The following is a 26,687-nucleotide window of genomic DNA, read 5'->3' as shown; positions in this document are numbered from 1 at the left end:
GTAGGCGGGCAAATTTGCCATATCCGTGCGAACAGTGAAACGGCTGCGACCTGCGTCGTCGAACCGCTCGATCGGGGGATGGACCCCGCTCTTCGCGCTTCTCCTTGCTTCTCATTGCCGTTTCAGCCGCCATTCCAATCATATTAATGAGTCCTGACCCTAGCCATTGGTTAGCGAATTTTCACGAATTTCGTGTCAAATGTCACCATGACAAAGAAAAACTGGCACCTTTACCCGGCTGAATCATTCGTTTTCAGGGTCACCCTGGCGGCGACTTTGATCGACATATTGCTCATTTTTGTGCGCGGCTCCAAGGTCGACGTTGCCGCATACGCTATGTTGGCAGCCTTGGTGTGCGCACTTCTGGTGCTCGGACATTTCTATCGCAGATCAGGGCGAAGCGAAGCAATCGGTGCCATGACGATAGGTGCCGGACTGTTCATTTTTTTCACGGCGACGCTGTCTCTGTTCAACTATTTGCTCACACCGACCACTAATCCGGTCATCGATCCTTTGTTGGTACGCGCCGATGCGGTCCTGGGCTTCAACTGGCCGGGCCTCATCGCATGGGCAGCCGAACATCCCCTACTCAATGAACTCATGCGCTTTGCTTATATGTCGACGCTGGCTCAGATAGCACTTCTGGTCATCGTCCTCGGGCTGACTATGCGCCTCGCCGACCTGCATTCGCTGATGATCACGGTTGTGATTTCGGGTATGATCGCCGTTATGTTCTGGGGTCTGTTCCCCAGTGCCGGCGCGGTAGCCCATTATGACCTCTCCCCGGAATTGCTTCTCGCTGTACGCCCGGTTGTCGATCATGCCTATGGAATGGAAATCCTTGCTCTGCTAAAAGAGGGAGCGCCTTTCCTTAGTCCCAACGAATTGAGAGGGCTGATCGGCTTTCCTTCCTATCACATCGTTCTCGCCTGTGCGGCAACCTACCACGCCCGCAATGTGCGTTGGTTGTTTGCACCACTGATTGTTGTCAATCTGATCGTATTGCCCGCAGCGCTCGTGCATGGCGGTCATCACCTCATCGACATTCCAGCAGGCATGGCGGTGTTCGCCTTCGCGGCTTACTGTGCACACTTGATGTTACACGCCAAACGCACGCTGGTCCCGGCGGCAGCCTGACATCAATTCTCAAGAAGCGTTGGAACGCGTTCCATCCGGCGACGGGGAAACCCTTTCCAATCAACGGATTCAGACAAGTCCGCTCAAAAAGCGCGTCAATCCCCACGCAAATACCCGGCATTTATTCGCCATTTGTTAAGTACAAGAAAGCGGCACGGTTTGTTTACCATTCTCTTTAACGCAACCGCAATTGATACTTCCCAATATAGGGCACGGTTCAAGAAGAAACCGTCTTATGGAAATCACAACCTGGGCAAGAAGGAACTACAAAATGACCAAGCTTTTCTCACGCTTCATGAACGACGAATCCGGTGCAACGGCTATCGAGTACGGCCTGATTGCGGCTCTTATCGCTCTGGCCATCATCACCGCAGCTGGCGCCCTCGGCACCGCGCTGAGCGACAAGTTCACGAACATCTCGACTGCGGTTAACAGCGCCAACTAATAACAGAGGGCATCAGCCCTCCGTTCTTAAAACACGAATATCGGATGGGGCTGCCTACGGGCGGCCCTTTTCATTTTGAACGATAGTCAACGCTTGTTCCGTGCAATAACGGCGCATCTATAGCTTCTTCATTGAACACACCTATATGTTTCACTCACGCCAGAACAAGCGATGGGACTGCACGCATGTCGACATGTCTCGGATCAATGCTGACGATTTGCATGGTGCTGGCTGTCGGTGCCGTCAGTTCGATCGAGGCTGCGCAGGCAAACCAGGCTCCACCTCTCGATGCATCGACCTTGCAGCATCAGGAAGCCGAAAGGCTGCTTTTGCAAAATCGGTTACAACGCCAGCAATTTCAGCAACAGCAGCAGCAATTCAGGGCACAAGATCGCCAAAGCACAGTTCCAGCGCAACAAGACCGGCCCAAAATTCCGCAGATCCGGAAGAATTGTCAGACTCAGCAGTTCGGCAACACCTATATCAACAATTGCCGCTGACAGGATTTTACAGTGACCAGCCCAAAGAAAAGCGCCATTCGCAAGGCCAAAGAGGAAAAAGCGTACGCCAGGTAGCCGCAATTCCATTTCGGCTTCGAAAAAATGGCAAGATCGAGGTGATGTTGGTCACATCGCGAGAGACGAAGCGATTCATCTTGCCAAAGGGCTGGCCGATGAAACGAAAGAGCGGGCGCAAGACGGCCGCAACCGAAGCGCTGGAAGAAGCGGGCGTTGTCGGCAAGGCACTCAAACAACCGGCTGGTCGCTATTCCTACTGGAAACGCCTTCCCGAAGGCTTTGTTCGCATCGATGTCACCGTCTATCTGCTGGCAATCACCAAAGAATTGACTGACTGGCCTGAAGCCGATCAACGCCAGCGCGCATGGTTGTCGACGAACCAAGCCGCACTGCTGATCGATGAGCCGGAACTTGCCACACTTGTCCGCGAACTGAGGGCACCCGAAATGGTTTGATTTGCATCACAACCGTTACCTTTGCATCATCGACCATCTGCAAGAACTGCTCCGAATCAGGCAAAGAACCGGCAAACAGATGAACAGGAAACGTGCATGGGTATCACCGATCTCATACTCGCCATTTTACACCACCTGCTGATATTTTCGCTGGCCGGTATCATCGCTGCAGAATTTATCCTGATCCGCAACGATCTGACGGCCTCGACGATTCTGCGCCTGGCACGCATCGACCGCCATTACGGCATGATCGCAATGCTGGTCGTTCTCGTTGGCGCGGCAAGGGTCGTCTACGGCCTGAAAGGCTGGGAATTCTATGTTTTCAATTGGGTGTTTTGGGCAAAAATGATTGCCTTCGCCATCGTTGGCCTGCTGTCGATCAAACCAACTCTGCGCTTTATCTCCTGGAACAGGCAGGCAGCAACCGACCCGGATTTTAGCGTACCTGAAAGCGAAACCATGTCAGTGCGCAAATCTATAGCCACGCAAATTGCAGTGTTCCTGCTCATTCCCATGTTCGCGGCCGCTATGGCCCGCGGATATGGTCTATAGAGACGCCATCACAGCGGTCTCAGATGTTCCAGCCTTGACAAGCGGCGCGGGCACATCGGTCGTTTTCTCCCCGATTTGCAAATATCGGCGATGACACAGGCGCGGCAATCCGGCTTGCGTGCCTTGCAGACATAACGTCCATGCAGGATCAGCCAATGATGCGCATGGCGCATGAATTCATCTGGAATGATACTGATGAGACCACGCTCGACCTGTTCTGGTGTCGTCCCGGGTGCCAGGCCCAACCTGTTACCGATGCGCAAAATATGGGTATCGACAGCCATGGTGTGTTGCCCAAACGCCATGTTGAGCACCACATTGGCCGTCTTTCGGCCCACCCCCGGCAGCTTGACCAGCGCGTCGCGATCATCCGGGACGATGCCACCATGATCGCGGATCAGTGCTTGCGACAAGCCGATCACGTTCTTGGCCTTGTTACGCCACAAACCGATCGTTCGGATATGGTATCCAACCTTGTCTTCACCAAGTTCAAGCATCTTTTGCGGCGTATCAGCGATCTGAAACAGCGCCCTTGTAGCTTTGTTGACGCCGATATCTGTCGCTTGAGCAGAAAGCACGACCGCCACCAGAAGCGTGAACGCGTTGACATGTTCCAGCTCGCCCTTCGGTTCGGGGCGCTGAACGGAAAACCGCCTGAAAATTTCATAAACCTCGGCGGCACTGTAAATTGAGGGCGCACGCTTTGGTGACGAAGCCGGTTTCGCCGCAGACCCGCCATGCTTTTTGGAGGGCCGTTCATTTTTAGGTGTGGGGTGCTTTTTTGGCTTGGGCATGGTCATGTCATTCCTATAATATCAGCCTATGACCGACACAAATGCCGACTTTGCGGCTGACACGCCGTTTTTCAAAGCCTTGCTGACACCGCACCGGTCGCTTGGCCGCACCGGCTTCATGATCTTGATGGGCGCATTGATATTCGGCTGGCTAACAACAGGTGCCTTCTTTCTATGGCACGGCGCATGGCCCGTATTCGGCTTCCTGGGTCTGGATGTAATTGCGATCTTTATCGCCTTCCGCATCAATTATCGCGCAGCACGGGTTCGCGAAATGGTTTGCGTGTCGCGCACAGCGCTGGATATTTGCAAAGTCGCGCCATCGGGCAAATCCGAAACGCACCATTTCAACCCGTTTGGAGCACGATTTTCCATTGCCCGCCATTCGGAAATCGGCATTACCCGCATGGCCGTTGAAGCGCGCGGCCTTTCCGTCGCCATTGGCAGCTTCCTCAACCCGGACGATCGCGAAAGTTTTGCCACTGCCTTTTCGCGCGCTTTGGCAACGGCAAAAATGCGCTGAATAACCAGCATGCGAGCAGGAATCGGGTGGAGAAACCCCATTTCAGCAGCGATATTAGCGATCAAGGAGACCACCTATGAACGCACAAAGCGCAGTTCTTCAAAAAGACATCACGCCACAAGGCAATGACTACGAGGTCGTTCGCCGGGCGATCGAGAAGATCAGCCTCGACTATCGCGACCAGCCTTCGCTTGAGGTGTTGGCCGAGGAGGTCGGCGATACGCCAACGGGCTTGCAAAAGCTGTTCACCAGATGGGCAGGGCTTTCGCCCAAGGCTTTCTTGCAGGCCGTAACACTGGATCATGCGCGAAAATTGCTCGATTCCGGCCTGCCCTTGCTCGACACCTCTTTTGAGGTGGGAATGTCGGGACCCGGTCGATTGCACGATCTGTTCGTAACCCACCAAGCCATGTCGCCGGGCGACTACAAGACCCGTGGCGCTGGCCTTACCATCCGCTACGGCTATCACCTCTCGCCCTTTGGCGTCGCACTCATCATGGTCACTGACCGGGGCCTTGCTGGCCTATCGTTCAACGACCCCGGCGAAGAGCGGGCTGCCTTCGCCGATATGGCGGGTCGCTGGCCAAACGCCAGCTATGTCGAGGATATGGGAGCCACCCTTCCCTATGCCGCGCGGATTTTCGATCCGGCGCGCTGGCGCGCCGACCAGCCATTGCGCGTGGTCATGATTGGCACTGATTTCCAGATACGCGTATGGGAAGCATTGCTGCGAATCCCTATGGGCCGGGCCTGTACCTATTCCTCGATTGCCGAACGTATAGGCGAACCAAAAGCATCTCGTGCGGTCGGGGCGGCCTGCGGAGCCAACCCAATCTCATTCGTAGTGCCATGTCACCGAGCCTTGGCGAAGTCGGGCGCATTAACCGGCTATCATTGGGGCTTGACCCGAAAGCGGGCCATCCTCGGCTGGGAAGCCGGGCAAATCGCGACCTGACGAGGTGCTGCCGCACTGCCACCAGATTACCGGCTGGCATACGCCACCAACTCGCGATAGTTTTCCTGAGATTTTCAGGGGAACCCGCCTTTCATGATTATTGTCATCGGCTCGATCAATCTGGACCTGATCGCCAATGTCGAGCGTTTGCCCGCTCCAGGTGAAACGCTTCAAGGGTCAGGCTTTGCCACGGCACCCGGCGGCAAGGGTGCCAATCAGGCATTGGCGGCTGCACGAGCCGGAGCTGGCGTGCGCATGATCGGAGCCGTTGGCAAAGACAGCTTTGCCACAGACGCCCTGACCCTGCTTCGAGCTGGCATGGTCGATTTGGCTGGCGTGGGAGAAAGTTCGGCAACCACCGGGACTGCGTTAATTCTCGTTGGCGAAGACGGCGAGAACATGATCGCAGTCGTCGCAGGTGCCAACGGTGCCGTCCTTCCCGGCGATTTGTCCAAAGCCCAAATGAGCAAGGGCGACATTGTCCTCTTGCAGCATGAAATCCCCCTCAAGACAGTCAAGGCAGCACTCCAATCGGCACGAGCGACCGGCGCAGTGAGCGTGCTCAACACGGCTCCTTTCAGGCCGGAAGCCGCCGATTACCTGATGAATGCGGATTATGTCGTCGCCAACGAGACCGAGTTCGACCTGTGCTGTGAACTGCTGGCATTGCACAGTGGCGAACGGACTGAACGGATGCGCGACTTCGCCGGGAAAACCGGCCATGCCGTCATCGTCACTTTAGGCGGCCAAGGCGTTATGGCCGCGACACCCGACAGCTTTTACCAGGTGCCAGCGCTAAAAATCGTACCGGTGGATACAGTCGGTGCCGGAGACACATTCTGCGGCTATTTCGCCGCTGCCCTGTCGGAAGGTCTGCCGCTGGAGCAAGCGTTAACGAGAGCCGCCGCCGCAGGTTCGCTCGCTTGCCTTAAAGCTGGAGCGCAGCCAGCCATTCCACTGGCCAGCGAGGTCGAAGCGGCACTCGTCAAAACTGGGGCCAGATAAGGGCGGGAGCGGCTATAACCTCCCCAGCCTTTCCGTCAAAAGCGCAAAGAACCCGTCATGGTCGATATCGCGCATGACGAGCGCGTTCTTTGGTCGCTTGGTCACACCCCACCAATCGACGACAGTCATGCCCATCGTCAACTCGGACATCGTTTCGACCACGACATTGCAGTTGCGCCCTTTAAAGAGTTCGGGCTTTAGCAGATAGGCAATGACGCATGGATCATGCAGCGGCCCGCCATCGGTGCCGTATTTCTCTTCGTCGAAGCGCTCAAAAAAATCCAGCATCTGGGCAGTCGCAATTGCAACCTTTGTTCCAAGGTTGCGAATGGTTTCGATACGTTTTGCACTGGTCAGCGCCTTATGGGTAACATCGAGCGGCATCATGACGGTTGGAATACCCGCGCGCAAAACGACATCAGCCGCATGCGGATCGACATAGATGTTAAATTCAGCGCTCGGCGTAATATTTCCACCTTCAAAAAAGCCGCCGCCCATCAATACGATTTCCTTGATACGCGGTGCAATTTTCGGCTCACGGATGAGCGCCAGCGCGATGTTGGTCAGCGGCCCAAGCGGGCAAAGCGTAATGGAGCCGCTCTCTTCTTGCATCAGCGTCCGCACGATGAAATCGACGGCGTGCTCTTTCTCAAGCTCCATCACCGGCTCGGGCAGTTGCGGGCCGTTCAACCCGGTCTGGCCATGCACTTCTTCCGCCGTGACAAGCTCGCGCATCAGTGGCCTGATCGCTCCCGAATACACCTTGATATCCGTTCGTCCCGCCAGTTCGCAAATCTTGCGCGCGTTCTTCTCAGTCAGCTTCAGCGGCACATTTCCGGCAACCGCCGTTATGCCGACAATTTCAAGCTCCGGGCTACCAAGCGCCAGCAATATCGCCACCGCGTCGTCCTGGCCGGGATCGGTGTCGATGATGATCTTGCGTTTTTGTGACATTCCAAATCCCTGTCTGGTGGGTGTTTCTTGGCTTGAACTTGTTTGCCCGGCAGACCATATCAATAATAACTGGAAAAATGCCGACAGGGTTTTTTCAGTAAAATGTCGCTCTTGAGAGGACAAGAAGAAATGACTCGAATGACGCCTTTTTCCAGCCCTCTGCTTCTGGGTTTCGATGCAATGGAAAAAACGCTGGAACGCTTGGCAAAGTCAGGTGACGGCTATCCACCTTACAACATTGAACGCATTCGCAGCGTTGCTGATTCACCTGAAACATTGAGAATAACGCTCGCGGTGGCCGGTTTTGCCGAAAGCGACCTCGATGTGACCACGGAAGAAAGCCAACTTGTCGTGCGTGGCCGTCAAAACGACGACACTGAACGGGAATTTCTTCACCGCGGCATTGCCGCACGCCAGTTTCAACGCTGTTTCGTTCTGGCCGACGGTATGCGCGTGATTGCGGCCGAACTCAGGAACGGACTTTTGTCCATCGACCTGGATCGCCCCGAGTCGGAACGACTGGTACGAAAAATAAACATATCGGTGAAAGACTGATCTTTACCGATGGCTCTCATGCGGAACGGCCGGGTTTGGCGACCGCACATAGGAGGCTCAAATGAATAGAACGGTAGACAGAATTGCGGACAAGGTAGCGATGACCAACGCCGAGTTTGCAGACTTGGGCGAAGGGTCTGTAGCTTATTTGAGGAAAGTCTCGAGCGACGATCTGCGCGGACGCTTCCCCGGCTTGGACGAAATTGAGCCCGGAATGGAACTTTGGGCGCTGTTTTCGGCCAATGGCCAGCCAATCCTTCTGTCAGATGCGCGCGACCGCGCTTTGGCCGGGGCGATGGAAAACGATCTGACGACAATCGCCATCCACTGAGGCTTACCCCCAGACGCAGCAAGGGCCGCATATCGCGGCCCTGAAATGCATTATTCTCTCATTTTCAAGCAGCATGCGAAGCTTGCGTATCTGACAATAGTGCGTGAATCGCGGTTGCGTCGCGCGTTCCCCGAATTTTGGCAACAGTGTCGGAATCGCGCAAGACGCGCGCAATCCGTGACAGCGCCTTGAGATGATCGGCACCTGCGCCCTCAGGCGCAAGCAGCAAGAACACCAGATCGACGGGTTGATCATCCAGCGATTCGAAATCGACCGGCGTTTCCAGGCGTGCAAAAACACCGGTGATCTGCGTAACACCAGCGAGCTTGCCATGCGGAATTGCAATGCCGCTTCCAACGCCAGTCGAGCCAAGCCGTTCGCGCTGCAAGATGGTTTCGAAAATCTCGCGCTCGGCAATACCGGACACCGCAGCCGCTCTCTCCGAGAGCAGTTGCAGAAGCTGTTTCTTCGAGTTCGCCTTCAACGCCGGCAGTATCGCCGAAACGTCGACAAGATCGCTCAGAGCCATAGTGAAATTCCTCTGCTTCGTCACTCACAACCGGCCCGCCTTGTGCGTTGGCCGGTCGTCGTTTCTATCCTTGGGAGGTTTTGACCTCCGCCGGATCGATCCAGCCAATATTTCCATCTGGCCGGCGATAGACGATATTGAGATGTTTGTTGCTGCCGTTCTGGAAAACGAAAACAGGGCTATCCGTGTTGTCGAGTTCAATCACCGCAGAGGCAACCGACATGGTTTTTAGCGACATTGTCGATTCGGCCACGATCGTGGGGGCAAAGTCGTCCGGCATGTCCTGGTCGTCGTCAGCAAGCGGTTCCATCACCGCATAAGCGACATCGGTCAACGCACCGTTATTCGCATTGGCAGGATAGTGCGACTTCAGGCGTCGCTTATAGCGGCGAAGCCGTTTTTCAAGGCGCTCCGCAGCCGCGTCAAATGCCTGATTGGGATCTTGTGCTTCACCTGCGGCCTGTAACGACGTGCCGGAATCAAGTCGAATCATGCAATCTGCCGAAAAGCGGGACCCTGATTTGATAACGGTGACTTGCCCCGAAAATCCTCGATCAAAATATTTTTCGATTGCGTCACCGATACGATCATTGATGCGTACACGGAACGCATCACCAATATCCATGTGTTTTCCGGCTATGCGCAGCACCATTTGAATACTGACCTTCCCTGTTCAGGCTTCATACTATCTGGAGTTTATACCCGTGGCCCGTGCGTACAAGCTTCACGGTGCCTCTGGCACCGATTTTACGCCCGAACTTTGCGACTGTTCACAGATAGGCCTTTGCCTTCAATCCGACGGCCATCCCGGAGCGAACTCATTGCTCGCCTCATGCGGGCGGGCTTCTAGCCACTTCATAGCAGCTTGTCAACGAAACCACACGCTCATACGCGCCACTTCAACGTCAGGCGTTAGTGCCAGCTCGCGCGCGTTTTTCCCGCCGTCGCTGCACTGAAGATGGAATTCCCATACCTTCCCGATACTTGGCAACTGTTCGTCTGGCAATATCGACACCATCAGCCTTCAAAAGATCAACGATTGTATCGTCAGAAAAAACATGTGTAGGCTTCTCCTCCTCGACCAATTGCTTGATGCGATCACGTACCGCCTCTGAGGAATGCGCTTCACCTCCCCCTGCGGAAGCGATCGAAGCGTTGAAGAAATAGCGCAGTTCGAACACGCCACGCGGTGTCAGCATATATTTATTGGCTGTCGCCCTGCTAACCGTTGATTCATGCATGCCGATGGCATCCGCAACTGTTTTCAGATTGAGCGGCTTCAGATGGCGCACACCATCGATGAGAAAAGCATCTTGCTGGCGCACGATCTCCGAGGTCACTTTCAAAATGGTCTTCGCGCGCTGGTCGAGACTGCGCGTCAGCCAGTTCGCGCTTTGCAGGCATTCACCAAGAAAATCCTTCTCCGCCTGATTTTCCACACGCTTTGATATTTGTGCAAAATAGACCTGATCAACCAGTACGCGCGGCAACGCATCCGCATTCAATTCCACCGTCCAGCTACCGTCACTTGCCTGGCGCACCTCGGCATCGGCGACAATTGCATCGCTTGTGCCGCCGGAAAATGCCGTTCCGGGTCTCGGATCAAGCGCCTTGATTTCAGCCAGCATGTCGAGAAGATCTTCTTCGTCGACCCCACAGATGCGCCGCAACGCCTGAAAATCGCGGCGCCCCAAAAGTTCGAGGTTCATCATCAGCGATTTCATGGCCGGATCAAGCCGGTCCCGCGTTGCAAGTTGCAAAGAAAGGCACTCGCTGAGATCGCGGGCAAAAATGCCGACGGGTTCAAACGTCTGGCAAACGGCCAATACCCGTTCAATCATTTCCAGATCAGCGCCAAGACGCTCCGCGATTTCGGCAAGATCGACCCGCAAATAGCCGGCCTCATCGAGGCCATCGGCCAATTCACGGGAAATCAGCCCTTGTGCCGGATCGGTGAATGCAAAGGCGATCTGTTCATTGACATGGTCGCGAAGTGTTATTGCAGCCGCAGCCATGTCCTCCAGGTCGAACCCGTCAAAGCCCGCCGATGAGCCGGCGCCAGAATTGCCGGTGGACGCCGATTTCCATTGCGCCGACAGATCGGGGCCAAGTCGATCAGATGTTCCCGGATCGTCGGGAAAGAGGTTTTCAAGCGACGTGTCGAGCTTGTCCGAAATTGCCTCCGAACTCCATCCAGCCTCTGCGTCGAACCAGTCGCCGTCATCCTCCTGAGCAGGCGTTGCGTCATTCGTCTGCGGTTCTTCTATATCGCCGCCTTCTTGAGAATCGGCGCGTTCAAGCAACGGATTTCGCTCGATTTCGTCGTCAATGAACCGATCCAGTTCGATATGGGTAAGCTGCAACAGCCGAGATCGACTGCAACAGTTGCGGCGTCATCACCAGCGACTGCGATTGTTTCAGCTGTAATTTGGCAGCCAGCCCCATAATTCGCTATCGACGCCTCTAGGCAGATCTTGTTGATCGAAAATAGGTCCAGCCAGCATTGGAACTGGCCCGACTCTTGCTTGTCAAGACATCAGGTAGCAAATACGGCTTACCAGACCGTTATCTCAGGCAATTTCGCGCAAGGGTGGCAATCATGAACAAACACGCCCGACAACGCAGCGTTACAGCGTGAACCCTTCGCCGAGATAAAGACGGCGCACATCCGGGTTTGCCACGACTTCCTCGGCGCGACCATGCGTCAGCACTTCGCCCGCATGGATGATATAGGCACGATCTATAAGACCAAGCGTCTCGCGCACATTATGATCGGTTATCAAAACGCCGATGCCACGTGCCGTCAAATGGCGCACAAGCTGCTGGATATCGGCAACTGCAATCGGGTCAATGCCGGCAAAAGGCTCGTCGAGCAACATATAGGCCGGTTTGCTGGCAAGCGCCCTGGCAATCTCAAGCCGTCGCCGCTCGCCGCCCGACAGCGACATGGACGGTGCCTTGCGCAAATGGCTGATATGGAATTCTTCGAGCAGTTCGTCGAGGCTTCTCTCGCGTTCCTTGCGGCTTTTTCCACAACCTCAAGAACAGCCCGGATATTCTGCTCAACATTGAGACCGCGAAAAATCGACGTTTCCTGCGGCAAATAGCCGATACCCAGCCGCGCACGGCGATACATCGGCATCGACGTGACGTCATACCCGTCAATCTCGATCGTTCCCTCGTCAACCGGTACCAGCCCCGTCACCATGTAGAAACATGTTGTCTTGCCTGCCCCGTTGGGTCCGAGCAACCCGACAGCCTCGCCGGCACGTACCCCCAGCGAAACGCCGCTCACAACCCTGCGGTTTTTGTAGCTCTTGGTCAGCCCCTTGCGATCAAGGTTCCCTTCAACTTGGTCGACATCGTATCGGGGGTGGCTGGTGCGGCAAGCTTGGCCGCTTTTCGCTTTGACAGGCGCAGCATGGAAAGGTCGATCATCAAGGTTTCTGCGATCCAGGCACTATGGACATCTTGACCCTGCCGCCACACGCATCGACCTGAGCAAGGCCGGTCTCCATGTGAACGGTCAGCTTGCAACCGGTCAGCACATTGTCGCCATCGGACAACACGACCTTGTCGCCCGACAACACCAGAACCTGACTTTTCATGTCGAACGTCCCGCTATCGCCGGTCGCAACCTGCGTATCGGACTTGATATAGATTTTGTCGTTGATTTCGAGATGATCGATATTTGCCGTCCCGGTCGTTGCCGATCCCGCAGCCGCCAAACCCGCTTTGGCTTTGTCGTCCCTGACGTAATAAACCTTCATGCGCCCGGCCTTGAGCAAGGTCGGGCCTTGCACGACATTCACGTTTCCAGTGAAGATCGCGACACTTTCGTTCTCGTGCACTTCAAGCTTGTCGCTTTCGATCTGGATGGGTTCATCGCCCGACAATTTCAAGCCGGGCATTTTACCTGTCGCATCCGACTGGGCCAGCACAGGCGCGCACAAAGCCAAGGACAAGATGGATGCAAGGGCCGCAGGCCTCGTCAAATCACTGAGCCGCATTTTGGTCTCCGCTATTGTTGGCCGCCTTAGCCTTGGCGGGATCGATATTGACACGCACATTGTCTTCGAAAATCAGAACTTTGCCATTGTTCTCGATTTTCATTTTGTTCGATGTAATGCGCGAACCGTCGCGCAGGATATCGACGGGTTGATCTGTCTTCATATTGCCTTTGTCCATATCGAGAAAGGCCGATTTCAATTTCACAACCATTCCATCAGACGACGTCACCGTGACGTCGCTGTTCATATCCAGCGTGTTGTTTTCACGATCATAGGTTCCCGTCGAGGCGGAAATCACAGCCGTATTTTCCGCATCGATCGGTAGTTTGGCGTTAATCCCTTCCAATCCGATGATATTTTCTTTCGTGATGTCCTGAATGGCGCGAACAGCGGTCATTGAATAGGGCAAATTCTGTTTGGTAAAGCCTTCGAGCTTGGGATTGGCCATCACCAGTTTGCCATCCGAAAAGGCGCTGCCTTCGGCCTCAACAGATAACGTCGCTGGCGACATGATGTAAGAATAGACGGGAAAAGCGATAGCAATGACAACGGCAATGGCGGGCACGATGAACTTTAGCGTGCGAACACGACGCGAATGCTGCTGTGCGCGCCCAAATGCAGCCGCGCGATCCGGCGCAGGCTTTTCTGGCGTCGGCATCGCAGCATATGCGTCATCCTCGCTGATCGGTTCACTCGGTCGCGCCAACATCACTGCTTTCTCAAAAATATCGCCCCGCAGACGTTGCCCTATAATTCGGGTCGCACGGACGTTCAAACAAGCACAAGCCAAACAAAACTGCAAAAATGTGGCTTCTTGACATGGCATGTGGCCTTGTATCGAAACTGATATTGGAATCTATAGGCGACAATCGAGCCAGGCGCGCAATTGAAACTTCTGGCCGTTATCGGGCGCTTGCATTAAATATGAGTGTCCAAACCAAACGGGATCAACCATGCCGCTGAAAGCAGACGACCTGATTGACCGCCGCAGAATACGTCGCAAACTGACATTCTGGCGCCTTGCAGCACTCGCGGTGATTGCACTCGCGCTGATTGCATTTTCCAGCTGGATTTATAAGGACGAGTTTGGCGCAACCGCAATTGCCCACATAGCCAAGGTCAAGATCGAAGGCACCATCACCGAAGACGAGGAATTGACCAAGCGGCTGGATTCGATCCGAAAATCGCCCAGCGTCAAGGGCGTGATTCTCGTTATCGATTCGCCCGGAGGCACCACCGCGGGCGGAGAATCAATCTATGACGCGGTGCGCAAGCTCGCCGCCCAAAAGCCTGTCGTGGCGCAGGTTGGCACACTCGCCGCATCGGCTGGCTACATGATCGCAAGCGCGGCTGACCACATTGTCGCCCGCAAATCCTCGATTGTCGGATCAATCGGCGTATTGATCCAGTTTCCCGATGTTACCGGCTTGATGGAAAAAATCGGCGTCAAACTTGAAGAAGTGAAGTCTTCGCCTTTGAAGGCCGAACCCTCGCCATTCAATCCGACCACCGACGAAGAGCGTGCGATGATCCGCAGGCTTATCCTCGACAGCTATGACTGGTTTGTCGGCATCGTTGCCGAACGACGCTCCATGACCAGGCCACAAGTGCTGGCGCTGGCCGATGGATCGATTTTCACCGGGCGCCAGGCGCTCACCAACCATTTGATTGACGCTGTCGGAGGCGAAGACGAGGCGCTCGACTGGCTCGCGACCAAGGGTGTCGATACCAAATTGAACGTGATTGAGTGGAAAGACACGGAAAAAGGCAGCGGCCTGCTTTTTTCAAAGGCGTTGACCCGCACAGTCGCCCGTGCACTTGGCCTTCCCGAATATAGCGGTGATATCTTACGTGAAGTCGGCGGGAAGCGCTTGTTCCTTGACGGTCTTATTTCCGTCTGGCACCCTTGATTGACCATTCAAAAGATGAAAAACCCGAACAAAATCATCCGTGTAATTTTGACCACAGCGTATTCGAAGGACGGCTCGAATGATCAAGTCTGAACTTGTGCAAATCATCGCCACACGTAATCCTCATCTGTTTCTGCGCGACGTCGAAAACATCGTCGGTGCGGTATTCGATGAGATAACCGATGCACTTTCTGATGGAAATCGCGTCGAACTGCGTGGTTTTGGTGCGTTTTCGGTCAAGAATCGCCCCGCCCGCACTGGTCGCAACCCACGCACAGGGGAATCGGTCGAGGTTGAGGAAAAATGGGTTCCCTTCTTCAAGACGGGTAAGGAACTGCGCGAAAGACTGAACGTCACAAAATAGTCAATCGTTTCAGCCTAATTCCTCACAAAAGATAGCCAATTCGCAAGGCTGCCGCTTTCGGCAAGGGAAGTCATGTTCAACAGGTTTGTGCTCGTCGTCATATTCGTGCCTCTCGCTATCATCCTGATTGCGTTGGCTGTTGCAAATCGCGAACTCGTCGCCTTCACCGTCGATCCGTTCAACCCGGGCAATCCGGCACTGACGTTGACCTTGCCCCTGTTCATCTACTTGTTCGCGGCACTTGCGATCGGCATGATTGTCGGGAGTATCGCCACCTGGGTCAGGCAGGGCCGATACCGTAAATTGGCACGCCAGCGCAGAATTGAAGCTGAAAGTCTGCGCCAGGCAGTAGCCCGCCCGCCCGCAGCACCACAGGGACCGGCATTGCCCAAACCGACGGCTTGACCGGCTTGCAGACCAGCCCATCCTTCTTCGTGGAGTCCATCAATGCTCACCATTTCGGCTGATGAGGTCGATCACGCCCTGACATTTCCGGGTCTGGTCGAAACCTTGCGCGCGGCTTTTCGCGAGGGCGCAGTGCAGCCGGTCAGGCATCACCACTCCGTAGAGCGGCCAGATGGTGCGGCCTCCACCTTGCTCCTGATGCCTGCATGGACCGATTTCAACGCTGCCGGCACATCCGCAAATGGTCATATCGGCGTCAAGATCGTGACGGTATCTCCCGATAACAATGCTATCGGCAAGCCCGCTGTGATGGGACTTTACCTGTTGCTCAATGGCGTTACCGGCGAGCCGGAAGCCATGATCGACGGCCAGCGGCTGACACAATGGCGTACGGCCTGTGCCTCGGCCCTCGCAGCCTCTTATCTCGCCCGCAAAGACGCTTCGCGCCTGCTCGTGGTCGGTGCAGGTGCCTTGTCACCATTTCTTGCCCACGCCCATTGCGCGGTGCGCCCGATCACGACAATCCGTATATGGAACCGAACACCTGCCAATGCCGAAAAGATCGCGGCTGAACTGCGTGCCGCAGGATTGGCCGCTGAAGTCGCCGACGATCTCGATACGGAACTCGCCAAGGCCGACATCGTAACCTCAGCCACGATTTCGACGACGCCACTTATCAAAGGTACTTCGCTAAAGCCCGGCACCCATGTTGACCTTGTGGGCGGATTTACTCCCGACATGCGAGAAGCCGATGATGACACCGTCACCCGCGCACGGGTTTATGTCGACACGCGTGCGGGAGCGACCAAGGAAGCTGGTGATATCGTTCAGCCTCTTGCATCCGGGGTGCTGCGACCAGACGCCATTGTCGCCGACCTGCATGAACTGGCGCGCGGCGAACGAAAAGGCCGTGAAACCGTTGACGAGATCACGCTGTTCAAATCGGTCGGCGCAGCACTGGAAGACCTTGCTGCTGGCTTTGCCGTTTACAAGGCGCTCACTTCGTGACCCTTGCGCAATAGTTCGCGCCGGTCTCGTAAATTACTGCTGTTCGATCAATCGCCGCTGACGGTTACGCCTTGTTGCGTGGCTGTTTGCGCTGTGCCAAAAGCGGCATGCCGCATCGGAGACACTGTCCCTTGAAATCCCATCGCGACCAGCGCCGCGACAACCGCCCGCAAAAGCCAGTCCAAGCACATGGTGAGCAGGTATCGAAACGCGACGAGCGTATGAAACGACGTTCGAACAACCAGCCACAGTCCGGGTCTGAACCGCGTATTGCCGCGCGCCGCGAAGGCGCCCTTCCCGGTGAACGCCTGCCTCTCATCCTCGAAGTTGCGCCCAATGGCGACTATGCGCTTCTCGACAGCGGAGCGGGCGAAAAACTCGAACAATATGGCCCCTATCGCATCATTCGCCCCGAAGGTCAGGCAATCTGGCAACCGGCACTTAGCCCGCATGAATGGGAGCGTGCCGACGCCATATTTACCGGCGACACCGAAGAGGAGGGGCTAGGACGCTGGCGCTTTCCCAAAACACCGCTCGGCGAAACCTGGCCAATGAAACATGATGGCATCGACTATCTCGGCCGCTTTACTTCGTTTCGCCATGTCGGCGTCTTCCCCGAACAGGCTTCACACTGGGATCATATGGCCGGATTGATTGCCGCCGCGAAAAGGCCGGTCAAAGTTTTGAACCTGTTTGGCTATACCGGTCTTGCCTCACTGGTTGCAGCACGCGCGGGCGCGGAAGTCACCCATGTCGACGCATCGAAAAAGGCCATCGGTTGGGCGCGTGAAAATCAGGAAATGGCAGGTCTAAGCCAGAAACCTATCCGCTGGATCGTTGACGATGCCGTGAAATTCGTCGAACGCGAACAACGGCGGGGCAATGGCTATGACATTATCCTGTTCGACCCACCCGCCTATGGACGCGGACCGAAAGGCGAAGTCTGGCAATTGTTCGAGGATTTACCGGCGCTGGCCAACGCCTGCCGCTCGATCCTGTCGCCAAAGCCGCTTGCCGTGGTGCTGACGGCCTATTCGATCCGTGCCTCCTTCTTCGCCATTCACGCCCTGATGCGTGACACCTTTGCCGGTATGGGCGGCATGGTCGAATCCGGTGAACTTATCATCCGCGAGAAATCGGCAGGCCGTGCGCTTTCCACATCGCTATTTTCGCGCTGGGTGGCAGGAACATGAACACGACAAGCCAACGCCATGCACGCGCGCCGGGTCAGGTGAAAGAAGTCACCAGCCTTGCCAACCCTTTGGTCAAGGAGATCAAGGCGCTTGCAATGAAGAAATTTCGTGACCAGCAACATGCTTTCATGGCGGAAGGCTTGAAACTGGTTATCGACGCTTTGGACCTCGGCTGGAACATAAAAACGCTGGTGTTCGCCAAGGCAGGACGCGGCAATCCGGCTATCGAGAAAGTCGCTGCCCGTACCGTTGCCGCAAGTGGTACGGTTCTGGAAGTTTCCGAAAAAGTACTCTGCGCCATCACACGGCGCGACAATCCGCAAATGGTCGTTGGTGTCTTTTCCCAAAAGCTCACGCCGATAAAAGACGTCCGCCCCACCAACAATGATGTGTGGGTGGCACTGGACAGGGTCCGCGATCCTGGCAACCTCGGCACAATTATCCGCACCGTCGATGCAGTTGGTGCTAGGGGCGTCATCCTCGTCGGCGAAACCACGGACCCGTTCTCGGTCGAAACCGTCAGGGCAACGATGGGTTCGGTCTTCGCGGTGCCAATTGCCAGGACAGGTGTCGAAGAATTTCTCGACTGGCGAAAGAACTTCCCCGGTCTCGTTGTCGGCACACATTTGCAAGGCGCGGTTGACTACCGTTCCATCGACTTTGCGCAAAAACCCGTTTTACTCCTCATGGGAAATGAGCAACAGGGGCTGCCCGATACACTTGCCGCAAGTTGCGACCGCCTGCTGCGCATCCCGCAAGCGGGGCGCGCCGACTCGCTCAACCTCGCCGTGGCAACGGGGGTGATGCTGTTCGAAATTCGCCGCGATGCGCTTGCCTTGGGGGATACGCAATCGTGAGATCCCTCGTACCCTATGCTGCGCTCGCCACCCTCGCCATCGCACTTGACCAATGGATCAAGCATCTGGTCGAAATCGGGCTTGCCTTCCAGGAAAAGATCGACGTCGTGCCATTTCTGGCGCTCTATCGCACTTATAACACCGGCATCGCCTTTTCGATGCTGTCATCCTTTGGCGACACCGGTCTGATCGTCGTGTCACTGGTCGTATCGGCATTCGTCATATACCTCGCCACGCGCACCGCTCCCGGTCAGATACTTGCCCGCATCGGCTTTGCGCTGATCGTGGGTGGCGCACTGGGCAATCTGATCGACCGGACAGTCTACGGCCATGTCATCGACTATATTCTGTTTCATACTCCGGTCTGGTCGTTTGCCGTTTTCAATCTGGCCGATGCTTTCATTACCATAGGTGCCGTTCTGGTAATGGCTGAGGAATTCATCAGTTGGCGCCGTCAGCCTAGAGCGGGATGAGGAAAAGTGGAACCCGGTTTTCCGCCCGCATTCCGCTCTAACTTATTGGAATCGATCGCGTTCATGATTTAGACCTTCGAACGATTGATTTTCATCAATAGAAATCCGACAACGCAATACTGGAATTCCTGGAGAGCGACGTGTCAGACACCATCAAAGCCATCCTTGTTTCGCGCGATGAAAATAAGAAACAGTCAGTGGCAGTGACCGAACTTTCCGACTCCGATCTGATGGAGGGCAATGTAACTGTTGCCGTCGAAGCCACCACGGTAAACTACAAGGACGGCCTTGCCATCACCGGCAAAGCCCCGGTTATTCGCCGTTGGCCCCTTGTTCCCGGCATCGATTTTGCCGGCACGGTTATTTCCTCCGAACATGCTGACTGGCGCAAAGGCGACAAGGTCGTCCTGAATGGCTGGGGCGTGGGAGAAACCCACTTTGGTGCCTACGCAACACGCGCCCGCGTCAATGGCGATTGGCTGGTGCCGCTTCCTGAAGGCATGAACCCGCATGACGCGATGGCCGTCGGCACTGCCGGCTATACGGCCATGTTGTGCGTAATGGCATTGGAACGCCACGGCATCGACCCTGAACGCGGCCCCGTGGTCGTAACCGGCGCCGCAGGCGGTGTTGGTTCCGTCGCCGTCTCGCTGCTCTCAAATCTCGGCTACCATGTCATTGCCTCCACCGGTCGTGAATCAGAAACCGCTTACCTGACCGAACTTGGTGCAACCGAAATCATCTCGCGCCGCGAATTTGCTGGCGCTGCCAAACCTCTTGCCAAGGAACGCTGGGCCGGTGGCATTGACGTCGTCGGCAGCCATACATTGGCCAACATACTGTCGATGACCTCTTATGGCGGCGCGATTGCCGCCTGTGGCTTGGCGGGAGGTATGGATCTACCCTCTTCCGTTGCGCCATTCATTTTGCGCGGCGTGTCATTGCTCGGCATCGATTCGGTGATGGCACCAAAGGAACTTCGACTGGAAGCATGGCATCGCATTGGTAGCGACCTTGACGTCGACAAACTGACCGCCTTGTCGACCACCATTGGCTTTGATGACATCATCGAGGCTGCACATGACATCGTCGAGGGCAAAATACGCGGGCGCGTCGTCGTCGATATGTAGCAACGCATCGGCGGTTATGGTTGCTGGAAAAACATGCGATTTCTGCTGATGAACAGCAATTTTGATGTGAAAATCCACCTAGCCGTTAAAATTTGAGCGATCCGCGCCAAGCTTCCTAAAATTCTATCTGTCATTTATCGTGGCATGAACGCGCAACCTGGCATGGAAGCACCCGAAAGGGCCGAACCAAACAGCGGCACGAAACCGCTGGTCGTTTTTCGTCCGCGCATTGAAGCGCCGCCGATCGTGCCGGACACGCCTCGCCTCACTTCAAACATTATACCGCTGGTCACAAGCGTCGTCCTCGTGATTCTGGCTGGTCTTTCGCAACTCACGGGTTCCCCCTACTTCATCAGCCTCGGAATACTGGGAACAGGCATATGCGCACTTGTCGCGCACTTGCATTTCAAGCGCACTGACCGCTTGGCCGCCGCCGACCTCGCCGAGAATTCCGTGCAAAGCCGTGTGGAAATGGAAACACTGGCTGATCGTGTCTGGGAAATGCAGGAAAGCGACGAGCGCTTTCGCGGACTGATCGACGCATTGGGCGATCTTGTCGTTCATCGTGACCGTGAAGGTCGCATCGTCTACGCCAACAAGGTTTTTGCCGATCTGGTTGGCGTCGAACGCAACAAGCTGTCGGACATGAGCCTCGCCGAACTCGGCATTGATATCGGCATCGTGCCTGATGCGGCATTTTCCGACCATGAATGCCTGAGTTCCACAGACGTCGGTATTCGTACACCCGATGGTCAACGCTGGTTTTCATGGATCGAGCTTTCAGTTCGTGACGAAGAAAGTGGCTCTGTGTCTCACAAAGCCATTGCCCGCGACATCACGGCCCGCAAGAAAGCCGAGTCGTCGCTGATTACGGCGCGTGAACGCGCTGAATATGCCAGCCAGGCCAAATCGCGCTTCCTGGCAACCGTTAGCCATGAAATTCGCACGCCAATGAATGGCATCATGGGCATGGCCAAGCTTCTGGCCGACACTGATCTGTCGCCCGAGCAAAATACCTATGTCGGAGCCGTATCGACATCGGCAAGCGCACTCCTTGCCCTGATCGAGGATTTGCTGGATTACTCCAAAATCGAGGCTGGCCGCTTTGATCCGGAACCGCAACCGATGTCATTGCGCGAAATTGCCGACAACATTGTCGAACTTCTGGCCGCGCGAGCCTACGGCAAGGATATCGGCCTTGGCTGTCATGTCGAGCCAGATGTACCGCAAATCATCACCGCCGACCCCGGTCGGGTCCGCCAGGTATTGCTGAACCTGATCGGCAACGCCATCAAGTTCACCGACACCGGCGGCGTGCTCCTGTCTATCGCGCGCGTTCGCACTGACACCACCGACCGCATCCGCTTCACCATAACCGATACCGGTCCGGGCATGCGTGAGATCGACCTGGATCGAATTTTCGAAGACTTTGAACAAGTTGACGGAACCTCCACAAGAAAGCACGGCGGCGCGGGTCTCGGCCTCGCCATTTCCAAACGTCTCGTGGCTGCAATGGGCGGCACCATTTCGGTAGCCAGCAAGGTCGGTGAAGGCGCGGAGTTCGTTTTCGAAATCCCCGCCACCGCAGCTTCGGAACCACCGCACAATCGCAACGACATGCTTGCTGAGCGACAGGTCGTGATCGTTTCCAAGAATACCATTGAGGCCGAGGCGATTGCCCGCACTGTCCGCGCTTATGGCGGCACGGCAAAAGTGGCCGCGACAACGGCCAAGGCGGCCACTTTCGCGGCCGACTGCAATTTGCTTCTGGTTGATGCGGCTATGGAAGAAAGCGACGGGCGGGTCTTGAAACGGTTGCGCCAGACAGGCTTTGCCAGATGCGAAGCCGCAACCTTGATTGCCCCGACAGATCGTGGCCTGTTGGGCGAGTATCGCGCCAATGGCTACGCTACATTCCTGGCAAGACCGGTTCGCGGCGAAACGCTATTGCGCGTCATGTTGGTCGGTCAGACCAAGACGCCAGCTCAAGTAAAACCCGCGAAGCGCGGAGCCGGACCGCAACAACACGCATCGGCTCACCGCAAACCGAGCCTTTCGGTGCTGATCGCCGAGGACAACGAGATCAACGCCATGCTTGCTCGTGCAACATTGTTGAAAGCGGGCCATCGCGTCGAGCTTGTCAGTAACGGTAAAGAAGCTGTCGATGCCCTGATAAGCATCGGCCACAGGAACCGGTATGATGTCGTACTCATGGACCTGCACATGCCTGTGATGGATGGCATGGACGCCATTGTCCTTATCCGCCGGCATGAGGAAGAACAGGGCCTACCGCCAATTCCGATCATGGTGCTTTCCGCTGACAGTCAGGAAAAGACCCGCCATGCCGTACTTGCGCATGGTGCCTCAGGCTTCGTCACCAAGCCGCTGGACCCGCAGACACTCGTCCATGCGATCCAGGAACAGGTCGCGGCTTGAGCCAGACCCGCCCGCTTTCTTCAATCGAACACTGTCTGCGCGGTGTGAACTGTGGAGAAGCCAGCTAAATTCCCCTGCAATCTCTCGAAGCGCCACTTTTCGCAACGAGACATTTGCCCAGAACGCAGTATCACGCTACTGTCACAATCCTGTTGCACCACCATCGTATTCCCGCGCCAAGAGGGATGGCTCGAAGGAGAATCACTCGTGCAGTCAGCGATACCGCAAGGCGAACCTCATCCGAAGGGCGGCGCAGCCGTGGTTTCGGCAACAAAGGCAAACCACGAGACGTTGAACTCACCGCTTGGACGCATTGGCAATCTCGAAGTGCGCCTCGCTCGCAACGAGGCAGAAATTTCTGCGGCGCAGGAAGTTCGCTACCGGGTTTTCTATGAAGAGCTTGGCGCTCGCAAAGGTCGCTTGCAAGAGCTGGACCGTCGCGATGCCGACCGATTTGATCCGCTATGCGATCATCTTCTGGTGGTTGATACCAGCTTGACCGCCCCTGAACACCGCCGCATCGTTGGTACATACCGCCTTCTCAGGCAGGAAACGGCAACAACGGCAGGCGGCTTCTATTCCGAGGACGAATTCGAGTTGAGGCGCCTGATCGCGCGCCATCCGGGCCAGCGCTTTCTCGAACTGGGCCGTTCCTGCGTTTTGCCGGAATATCGCTCCAAGCGTACCATTGAAGTGCTTTGGCAAGGCATCTGGACTTATATCAACCATCACAAGATTGACGTGATGACGGGCTGCGCCTCATTTCACGGTATTGTCCCTGCCCTGCACGCAGAAGCGCTGACATATCTCGCCCATCATTGCCGCACGAGTTCGGCATGGGACATACGCGCCGTTGCCGCACGTTATTGCTCAATGGAACTGATGCCGATCGAGGCGGTCAACGTCAAGTCAGCCATCGCCGCAATGCCACCCTTGGTGAAGGGTTATCTGCGCGTCGGCGCGCGCATCGGCGACGGCTGCGTCATCGACCACGATTTTTCGACCGTGGATGTCTTTGTGGTCATGCCCGTCAGCGAAATCGGCACTCGCTACATCAATTATTATGGTGGCGAAGGCCAGAGCTTCGCGGCTTAGCAGGACAGAGGGGGGTGAAGGAACTCAAACCAATATGCAACTGTAAACTTAGTGCATGTCGCCGAAAAGTGTGGCGCGGTTTTCCGCCACGATTGCGTAAAAACAAACAGTTGGCGCCGATCAGTGATTCTATCAAGAACTGAAACGCTCTAGCCGTACACAACCGCTCAGGGGATGTCCTCCGGGCGGCGGCCCGGTCTGCCGCGGTAAGCCGGTATGGACCATCCGAATTTCAATGCACCGCCGCGCACGACAAGAGCTGTTGCAAACCCGCTCATCTCTGCCGCGATAGCTGGCAGGCCGGCAAGGTCGGCTATTGTAAAAACACTGGCACCTGCAAGTGCTGCGGTGACGTAGATTTCGCGGCGCAGCAACACCGATGGCTCGCCTGACAAGAGATCGCGCAAAATTCCACCGAAGCAGGCCGTCAGCATCCCGGTGATGATCGCCACCACCGGCGAGCCGGTGACAGACAGGCCCTTGGCTGCCCCGAAGACCGCGAAAGCGGCAAGCCCCACGGCATCCAGCCACAAAAGGAGTTTATAGCGGGATCTCGACCCGGTGTGCGGTAAAAAAGACAAGCACCGCAACGGCTGCGCCAATCAGCACATAGGCGCTGCTACCCACCCAGAACACGGGAACACCAAGGATCAGGTCTCGAAAAGTGCCGCCGCCGATGCCCGTCACACTTGCAAGAAACAGAAAGCCGATAATGTCGAGTTGCTTGCGCGACGCCGCCAATGCACCGGTTGCTGCAAATACTGCAACGCCGGCATAATCAAAAAGTGTGATCGCATTCATGAACGGATGGTGAGGCAGCACAAACCAAATGGCAACAACGCGACGAAAGCGGCCCCGAAATCAGGAAGCCGCACTTCGTTTTCACAAACGCGCTATGCGTCTTTTTCGGCCTGCTCATTGACAGGTCCAGGCTCGACGGAAGCATCAGTCGGTGCCTGCTTGGTCCCACCCTTGGATACGCCAACCATGGCCGGGCGTAGCACCCGATCACCGATGGAATAGCCCGGCTGGACAACCTGAACAACCAGATTGGCCGGGACGTCCGGATTGGGAACCTCGAACATGGCTTGATGGAAATTCGGATCGAATTTCTCGCCTTCCGGTGCCAATTTCTTGACGCCATGTCTTTCAAGCGTCGAAATCATGCTGCGCGCAGTAATGTCGACACCTTCAATCAACGCCTTGAAGCCAGCATCGCCCGATTCCTTCGCTTCGGCTGGAATCGCATCCAGAGCCCGCTGCAGATTGTCCGCAACTGAAAGCATGTCACGGGCGAAATTGGCAACTGCATAGGAGCGCGCATCATGCACATCGCGAACGGTGCGACGGCGAAGATTTTCCATATCAGCCGCCACGCGCAAGGCACGGTCCTTGAGTTCCTCGTTTTCCTTCAAGAGTCGCACGAGGGCTTCATAGTCGTCTTCAACGCCACCTTCCGCGCGCTCGGGCGCGGCTTCAGCCAACTCTATTTCCTCGGGCACATGTTCGTCTTTGGGCAAATCGCTCATTGCATGGTCCATCAATTGCAAGGTTTGGAAGTTGCGCTCGATATCGAGGTTCGCAAGCAAAAAATCAAGGGGGCGAATACAATAGCCGTGTCGTTAACCTCCCTTCCCTCAGTCTTCAAATCATTCGTTCTTAATTCAAATTTTACCCTAAACGCCACTTTGCCTTGCGTTCTTGGCGCAATACAGGAACCATTCCGCGATTATGGGAGTTTCGAAACCGGATAAGGATTTGAGACAATGCCCCGAACAGTCGGCCAACAGCACGACAATTTTGCCAATGACATCAAGCGCCAGATGAGCAGTCAGGCAACGCGGCGTGTCCTGCGCACCCTGCCCGTGTTCGAAGTCACCACTGATTTGCCTGCCCATCTCAAGGAACTGCTTGACCGTTTAAGCGACCCACAAGATGGTTGTGGAAATACCACGCGGCGCATTTAAAGCACGTTGTGACGACTTGCGGGCGCGCAAAGTCCCGCTTATGCTTTCTGATGAACATGATTTCCCCGAAGTTGCTGCAAGCAGCAAGCGCGCATGGCTGAAAATTCTCGCTCGCTACAAGAAGCCGAACAGGCGGCGTAGCGCGACCGAACTGGCGATCACACTTATCCCTTTCGCAACACTTTGGGCGTTGACGTGGGCTGCCTATGCCTATGGCTTCTGGTGGGGTCTCATTCTCATTATCCCCACAGCCGGCTTTCTCGTGCGCATGTTCATGATCCAGCATGATTGTGGCCATGGCTCATTCTTTGCCAATCGCCACGCCGACGACTGGACAGGCCGGGCATTGGGCGTACTCACCCTTACCCCTTATTATTGCTGGCGGCGCGCCCATGCGGTCCACCACGCCAGCGCCGGCAATCTCGACGAGCGCGGCATGGGTGATATCAAAACGCTGACTGTCGCCGAATACCAGGGCTTGTCGTGGCGTCGGCGCATCGCATACCGCCTCTACCGCCATCCCCTGGTGATGTTCGGCATTGGCCCCGCATGGCTGTTCCTGTTCGAACAAAGATTGCCAGTGGGCATGATGCGTGATGGCCTGGCACCCTGGGTTTCATCGATGGCCACCAATATCGCAATTCTACTCGCTTCGGGCATCCTCATCTGGTTCATCGGCTTTGGCGCGTTTCTGGTTGTTCATATCCCGATCGTCGTTCTCGCCGGTTCGATCGGCATCTGGCTGTTTTATGTCCAGCATCAATTCGAAGAGACGGCATGGGAAAGGGAGCCGGAGTGGGAATTTCAGTATGCAGCGCTGCATGGCTCTTCCTATTACGACCTGCCAGCCGTGCTGAACTGGTTCACCGGCAATATCGGCATCCATCATGTCCACCACCTGTCAGCCAAGGTGCCGCATTACAGGTTGCCGGAGGTCTTGCGCGATCATCCGGAACTTCGCGATATCGGCCGCATCACGCTTCTCGGCAGCCTGCGCTGCGTCAAGCTGGCCCTGTGGGACGAAAACCACAGGAAACTCGTGACTTTCCGTGAAGCGCGGTTGGCCGCTGCCTGACAAACCAGATC

The 26,687-nt window shown here is 55.9% G+C and carries 28 protein-coding genes and 4 pseudogenes; 22 read left to right on the top strand and 10 right to left on the bottom strand.

The window, feature by feature from the left end:
- Positions 1 to 207: 207 nt before the first annotated feature.
- The 5 genes from AC0L7S_RS11445 to AC0L7S_RS11425 all read left to right on the top strand — a co-directional run bounded on the left by AC0L7S_RS11445 (position 208) and on the right by AC0L7S_RS11425 (position 3,107).
- Positions 208 to 1,137 carry a phosphatase PAP2 family protein gene (locus AC0L7S_RS11445; RefSeq protein WP_473471013.1) on the top strand — a complete coding sequence of 310 codons (930 nt, stop codon included), beginning with the start codon at positions 208 to 210 and terminating at the stop codon, positions 1,135 to 1,137.
- A gap of 271 nt (positions 1,138 to 1,408) precedes the next feature.
- Positions 1,409 to 1,582: a Flp family type IVb pilin gene (locus AC0L7S_RS11440; RefSeq protein WP_473471012.1), complete on the top strand. Its 174-nt coding sequence runs from the start codon at positions 1,409 to 1,411 to the stop codon at positions 1,580 to 1,582.
- A gap of 185 nt (positions 1,583 to 1,767) precedes the next feature.
- On the top strand, positions 1,768 to 2,082 hold the full coding sequence (locus tag AC0L7S_RS11435; protein ID WP_473471011.1) for a hypothetical protein: 315 nt from the start codon (positions 1,768 to 1,770) through the stop codon (positions 2,080 to 2,082).
- A 173-nt stretch (positions 2,083 to 2,255) separates the two neighbouring features.
- Positions 2,256 to 2,555, top strand: coding sequence for an NUDIX hydrolase (locus tag AC0L7S_RS11430; protein WP_473471010.1), 300 nt, complete (start codon positions 2,256 to 2,258; stop codon positions 2,553 to 2,555).
- Between the two features lie 96 nt (positions 2,556 to 2,651).
- Positions 2,652 to 3,107, top strand: a complete 456-nt coding sequence (locus AC0L7S_RS11425; protein ID WP_473471008.1) for a DUF2214 family protein — start codon at positions 2,652 to 2,654, stop codon at positions 3,105 to 3,107.
- Here AC0L7S_RS11425 and nth read toward each other — a convergent pair.
- A pseudogene (nth, locus tag AC0L7S_RS11420) lies at positions 3,102 to 3,907 on the bottom strand (endonuclease III). The gene AC0L7S_RS11425 and the pseudogene nth overlap by 6 nt on opposite strands.
- A 22-nt stretch (positions 3,908 to 3,929) precedes the next feature.
- Here nth and AC0L7S_RS11415 point away from each other — a divergent pair.
- From AC0L7S_RS11415 to AC0L7S_RS11405, 3 genes are all read left to right on the top strand, one after another.
- Entirely contained in the window at positions 3,930 to 4,424 is a 495-nt protein-coding gene (locus AC0L7S_RS11415; RefSeq protein ID WP_473471007.1) for a DUF2244 domain-containing protein, read from the top strand.
- Between the two features lie 76 nt (positions 4,425 to 4,500).
- Complete coding sequence (locus AC0L7S_RS11410; protein WP_473471005.1) at positions 4,501 to 5,379, top strand: methylated-DNA--[protein]-cysteine S-methyltransferase; 879 nt, start codon at positions 4,501 to 4,503, stop codon at positions 5,377 to 5,379.
- A gap of 93 nt (positions 5,380 to 5,472) precedes the next feature.
- Positions 5,473 to 6,384: a ribokinase gene (locus AC0L7S_RS11405; RefSeq protein ID WP_473471003.1), complete on the top strand. Its 912-nt coding sequence runs from the start codon at positions 5,473 to 5,475 to the stop codon at positions 6,382 to 6,384.
- A 12-nt stretch (positions 6,385 to 6,396) separates the two neighbouring features.
- Here the strand turns inward: AC0L7S_RS11405 and AC0L7S_RS11400 are convergent, their stop codons facing one another.
- Positions 6,397 to 7,338: a nucleoside hydrolase gene (locus AC0L7S_RS11400; protein WP_473471001.1), complete on the bottom strand. Its 942-nt coding sequence runs from the start codon at positions 7,336 to 7,338 to the stop codon at positions 6,397 to 6,399.
- 129 nt (positions 7,339 to 7,467) lie between these two features.
- Between AC0L7S_RS11400 and AC0L7S_RS11395 the strand changes: the two genes are divergently transcribed.
- The gene (locus AC0L7S_RS11395) at positions 7,468 to 7,893 is read left to right on the top strand and encodes an Hsp20 family protein (RefSeq protein ID WP_473471000.1); all 426 of its coding nucleotides are present in this window, start codon (positions 7,468 to 7,470) and stop codon (positions 7,891 to 7,893) included.
- Positions 7,894 to 7,954: 61 nt separating this feature from the next.
- Entirely contained in the window at positions 7,955 to 8,224 is a 270-nt protein-coding gene (locus tag AC0L7S_RS11390; protein WP_473470999.1) for a BQ00720 family protein, read from the top strand.
- A 64-nt stretch (positions 8,225 to 8,288) separates the two neighbouring features.
- Here AC0L7S_RS11390 and ptsN read toward each other — a convergent pair whose 3' ends face one another.
- The 6 genes and pseudogenes from ptsN to lptC all read right to left on the bottom strand — a co-directional run bounded on the left by ptsN (position 8,289) and on the right by lptC (position 13,472).
- Positions 8,289 to 8,753 (bottom strand): PTS IIA-like nitrogen regulatory protein PtsN, encoded by a 465-nt coding sequence (ptsN, locus tag AC0L7S_RS11385; protein WP_473470998.1) that lies wholly within the window; start codon positions 8,751 to 8,753, stop codon positions 8,289 to 8,291.
- Positions 8,754 to 8,817: 64 nt separating this feature from the next.
- The gene (gene hpf / locus AC0L7S_RS11380) at positions 8,818 to 9,405 is read right to left on the bottom strand and encodes a ribosome hibernation-promoting factor, HPF/YfiA family (RefSeq protein WP_473470996.1); all 588 of its coding nucleotides are present in this window, start codon (positions 9,403 to 9,405) and stop codon (positions 8,818 to 8,820) included.
- Between the two features lie 253 nt (positions 9,406 to 9,658).
- Positions 9,659 to 11,198 (bottom strand): annotated as a pseudogene (gene rpoN / locus AC0L7S_RS11375) (RNA polymerase factor sigma-54).
- Positions 11,199 to 11,380: 182 nt separating this feature from the next.
- Positions 11,381 to 12,116: pseudogene (lptB, locus tag AC0L7S_RS11370) on the bottom strand (LPS export ABC transporter ATP-binding protein).
- A 74-nt stretch (positions 12,117 to 12,190) separates the two neighbouring features.
- A complete protein-coding gene (locus AC0L7S_RS11365) occupies positions 12,191 to 12,763 on the bottom strand; it encodes an LptA/OstA family protein (RefSeq protein ID WP_473470994.1) in 573 nt (190 codons plus the stop codon).
- Positions 12,750 to 13,472 (bottom strand): LPS export ABC transporter periplasmic protein LptC, encoded by a 723-nt coding sequence (lptC, locus tag AC0L7S_RS11360; RefSeq protein ID WP_473470993.1) that lies wholly within the window; start codon positions 13,470 to 13,472, stop codon positions 12,750 to 12,752. The genes AC0L7S_RS11365 and lptC overlap by 14 nt, the downstream gene beginning before the upstream one ends.
- Positions 13,473 to 13,716: 244 nt before the next feature.
- On the opposite strand from lptC, the gene sppA reads away from it, so the two are divergent.
- The 10 genes from sppA (at position 13,717) to olsB (ending at position 23,634) form a co-directional block, all read left to right on the top strand.
- Positions 13,717 to 14,673 (top strand): signal peptide peptidase SppA, encoded by a 957-nt coding sequence (gene sppA / locus AC0L7S_RS11355; RefSeq protein ID WP_473470991.1) that lies wholly within the window; start codon positions 13,717 to 13,719, stop codon positions 14,671 to 14,673.
- A 79-nt stretch (positions 14,674 to 14,752) separates the two neighbouring features.
- Positions 14,753 to 15,037 (top strand): integration host factor subunit beta, encoded by a 285-nt coding sequence (locus AC0L7S_RS11350; RefSeq protein WP_473470990.1) that lies wholly within the window; start codon positions 14,753 to 14,755, stop codon positions 15,035 to 15,037.
- Between the two features lie 72 nt (positions 15,038 to 15,109).
- Positions 15,110 to 15,442 carry a LapA family protein gene (locus AC0L7S_RS11345; RefSeq protein ID WP_473470988.1) on the top strand — a complete coding sequence of 111 codons (333 nt, stop codon included), beginning with the start codon at positions 15,110 to 15,112 and terminating at the stop codon, positions 15,440 to 15,442.
- A gap of 42 nt (positions 15,443 to 15,484) precedes the next feature.
- Positions 15,485 to 16,450 carry a bifunctional Delta(1)-pyrroline-2-carboxylate/Delta(1)-piperideine-2-carboxylate reductase gene (lhpI, locus tag AC0L7S_RS11340; protein ID WP_473470987.1) on the top strand — a complete coding sequence of 322 codons (966 nt, stop codon included), beginning with the start codon at positions 15,485 to 15,487 and terminating at the stop codon, positions 16,448 to 16,450.
- Between the two features lie 221 nt (positions 16,451 to 16,671).
- A complete protein-coding gene (locus tag AC0L7S_RS11335) occupies positions 16,672 to 17,643 on the top strand; it encodes an RsmD family RNA methyltransferase (protein ID WP_473474270.1) in 972 nt (323 codons plus the stop codon).
- The gene (locus tag AC0L7S_RS11330) at positions 17,640 to 18,500 is read left to right on the top strand and encodes a TrmH family RNA methyltransferase (protein WP_473470986.1); all 861 of its coding nucleotides are present in this window, start codon (positions 17,640 to 17,642) and stop codon (positions 18,498 to 18,500) included. Before AC0L7S_RS11335 ends, AC0L7S_RS11330 begins: the two co-directional genes overlap by 4 nt.
- Complete coding sequence (lspA, locus tag AC0L7S_RS11325) at positions 18,497 to 18,973, top strand: signal peptidase II (RefSeq protein WP_473470985.1); 477 nt, start codon at positions 18,497 to 18,499, stop codon at positions 18,971 to 18,973. The genes AC0L7S_RS11330 and lspA overlap by 4 nt, the downstream gene beginning before the upstream one ends.
- A gap of 140 nt (positions 18,974 to 19,113) precedes the next feature.
- Positions 19,114 to 20,103: an acrylyl-CoA reductase (NADPH) gene (gene acuI, locus AC0L7S_RS11320; RefSeq protein WP_473470984.1), complete on the top strand. Its 990-nt coding sequence runs from the start codon at positions 19,114 to 19,116 to the stop codon at positions 20,101 to 20,103.
- Positions 20,104 to 20,247: 144 nt separating this feature from the next.
- Entirely contained in the window at positions 20,248 to 22,539 is a 2,292-nt protein-coding gene (locus AC0L7S_RS11315; RefSeq protein WP_473470983.1) for an ATP-binding protein, read from the top strand.
- 258 nt (positions 22,540 to 22,797) lie between these two features.
- Positions 22,798 to 23,634, top strand: a complete 837-nt coding sequence (gene olsB, locus AC0L7S_RS11310) for a l-ornithine N(alpha)-acyltransferase (RefSeq protein ID WP_473474269.1) — start codon at positions 22,798 to 22,800, stop codon at positions 23,632 to 23,634.
- Between the two features lie 167 nt (positions 23,635 to 23,801).
- On the opposite strand, the pseudogene AC0L7S_RS11305 reads toward olsB, so the two are convergent.
- A pseudogene (locus AC0L7S_RS11305) lies at positions 23,802 to 24,435 on the bottom strand (trimeric intracellular cation channel family protein).
- 92 nt (positions 24,436 to 24,527) lie between these two features.
- Positions 24,528 to 25,163: a nucleotide exchange factor GrpE gene (gene grpE, locus AC0L7S_RS11300; RefSeq protein ID WP_473470982.1), complete on the bottom strand. Its 636-nt coding sequence runs from the start codon at positions 25,161 to 25,163 to the stop codon at positions 24,528 to 24,530.
- A 237-nt stretch (positions 25,164 to 25,400) separates the two neighbouring features.
- Between grpE and AC0L7S_RS11295 the strand changes: the two genes are divergently transcribed.
- Both AC0L7S_RS11295 and AC0L7S_RS11290 read left to right on the top strand, forming a co-directional pair.
- On the top strand, positions 25,401 to 25,601 hold the full coding sequence (locus AC0L7S_RS11295; protein ID WP_473470981.1) for a hypothetical protein: 201 nt from the start codon (positions 25,401 to 25,403) through the stop codon (positions 25,599 to 25,601).
- 40 nt (positions 25,602 to 25,641) lie between these two features.
- Complete coding sequence (locus AC0L7S_RS11290) at positions 25,642 to 26,676, top strand: fatty acid desaturase (protein ID WP_473470980.1); 1,035 nt, start codon at positions 25,642 to 25,644, stop codon at positions 26,674 to 26,676.
- Positions 26,677 to 26,687: the final 11 nt, after the last annotated feature.

Source organism: Mesorhizobium sp. G2-6-1 (assembly GCF_055809095.1).
Note: the sequence above shows the minus strand (reverse complement) of the source record. Positions and strands in the feature narration are given on the sequence as shown.

What these genes read in the sequence shown, in the direction of transcription:
- AC0L7S_RS11295 (WP_473470981.1), top strand. Translation starts at nt 25,401, where the DNA reads ATGCCCCGAACAGTCGGCCAACAGCACGACAATTTTGCCAATGACATC.
- AC0L7S_RS11335 (WP_473474270.1), top strand. Translation starts at nt 16,672, where the DNA reads ATGAAACGACGTTCGAACAACCAGCCACAGTCCGGGTCTGAACCGCGT.
- AC0L7S_RS11430 (WP_473471010.1), top strand. Translation starts at nt 2,256, where the DNA reads ATGAAACGAAAGAGCGGGCGCAAGACGGCCGCAACCGAAGCGCTGGAA.
- AC0L7S_RS11425 (WP_473471008.1), top strand. Translation starts at nt 2,652, where the DNA reads ATGGGTATCACCGATCTCATACTCGCCATTTTACACCACCTGCTGATA.
- AC0L7S_RS11350 (WP_473470990.1), top strand. Translation starts at nt 14,753, where the DNA reads ATGATCAAGTCTGAACTTGTGCAAATCATCGCCACACGTAATCCTCAT.
- sppA (WP_473470991.1), top strand. Translation starts at nt 13,717, where the DNA reads ATGCCGCTGAAAGCAGACGACCTGATTGACCGCCGCAGAATACGTCGC.
- AC0L7S_RS11440 (WP_473471012.1), top strand. Translation starts at nt 1,409, where the DNA reads ATGACCAAGCTTTTCTCACGCTTCATGAACGACGAATCCGGTGCAACG.
- AC0L7S_RS11405 (WP_473471003.1), top strand. Translation starts at nt 5,473, where the DNA reads ATGATTATTGTCATCGGCTCGATCAATCTGGACCTGATCGCCAATGTC.
- AC0L7S_RS11445 (WP_473471013.1), top strand. Translation starts at nt 208, where the DNA reads ATGACAAAGAAAAACTGGCACCTTTACCCGGCTGAATCATTCGTTTTC.
- AC0L7S_RS11435 (WP_473471011.1), top strand. Translation starts at nt 1,768, where the DNA reads ATGTCGACATGTCTCGGATCAATGCTGACGATTTGCATGGTGCTGGCT.
- AC0L7S_RS11390 (WP_473470999.1), top strand. Translation starts at nt 7,955, where the DNA reads ATGAATAGAACGGTAGACAGAATTGCGGACAAGGTAGCGATGACCAAC.
- AC0L7S_RS11290 (WP_473470980.1), top strand. Translation starts at nt 25,642, where the DNA reads ATGCTTTCTGATGAACATGATTTCCCCGAAGTTGCTGCAAGCAGCAAG.
- grpE (WP_473470982.1), bottom strand. Translation starts at nt 25,163, where the DNA reads ATGAGCGATTTGCCCAAAGACGAACATGTGCCCGAGGAAATAGAGTTG.
- AC0L7S_RS11365 (WP_473470994.1), bottom strand. Translation starts at nt 12,763, where the DNA reads ATGCGGCTCAGTGATTTGACGAGGCCTGCGGCCCTTGCATCCATCTTG.
- ptsN (WP_473470998.1), bottom strand. Translation starts at nt 8,753, where the DNA reads ATGGCTCTGAGCGATCTTGTCGACGTTTCGGCGATACTGCCGGCGTTG.
- AC0L7S_RS11345 (WP_473470988.1), top strand. Translation starts at nt 15,110, where the DNA reads ATGTTCAACAGGTTTGTGCTCGTCGTCATATTCGTGCCTCTCGCTATC.
- AC0L7S_RS11315 (WP_473470983.1), top strand. Translation starts at nt 20,248, where the DNA reads ATGAACGCGCAACCTGGCATGGAAGCACCCGAAAGGGCCGAACCAAAC.
- lhpI (WP_473470987.1), top strand. Translation starts at nt 15,485, where the DNA reads ATGCTCACCATTTCGGCTGATGAGGTCGATCACGCCCTGACATTTCCG.
- AC0L7S_RS11415 (WP_473471007.1), top strand. Translation starts at nt 3,930, where the DNA reads ATGACCGACACAAATGCCGACTTTGCGGCTGACACGCCGTTTTTCAAA.
- AC0L7S_RS11400 (WP_473471001.1), bottom strand. Translation starts at nt 7,338, where the DNA reads ATGTCACAAAAACGCAAGATCATCATCGACACCGATCCCGGCCAGGAC.
- AC0L7S_RS11330 (WP_473470986.1), top strand. Translation starts at nt 17,640, where the DNA reads ATGAACACGACAAGCCAACGCCATGCACGCGCGCCGGGTCAGGTGAAA.
- AC0L7S_RS11410 (WP_473471005.1), top strand. Translation starts at nt 4,501, where the DNA reads ATGAACGCACAAAGCGCAGTTCTTCAAAAAGACATCACGCCACAAGGC.
- AC0L7S_RS11395 (WP_473471000.1), top strand. Translation starts at nt 7,468, where the DNA reads ATGACTCGAATGACGCCTTTTTCCAGCCCTCTGCTTCTGGGTTTCGAT.
- hpf (WP_473470996.1), bottom strand. Translation starts at nt 9,405, where the DNA reads ATGGTGCTGCGCATAGCCGGAAAACACATGGATATTGGTGATGCGTTC.
- lptC (WP_473470993.1), bottom strand. Translation starts at nt 13,472, where the DNA reads ATGTTGGCGCGACCGAGTGAACCGATCAGCGAGGATGACGCATATGCT.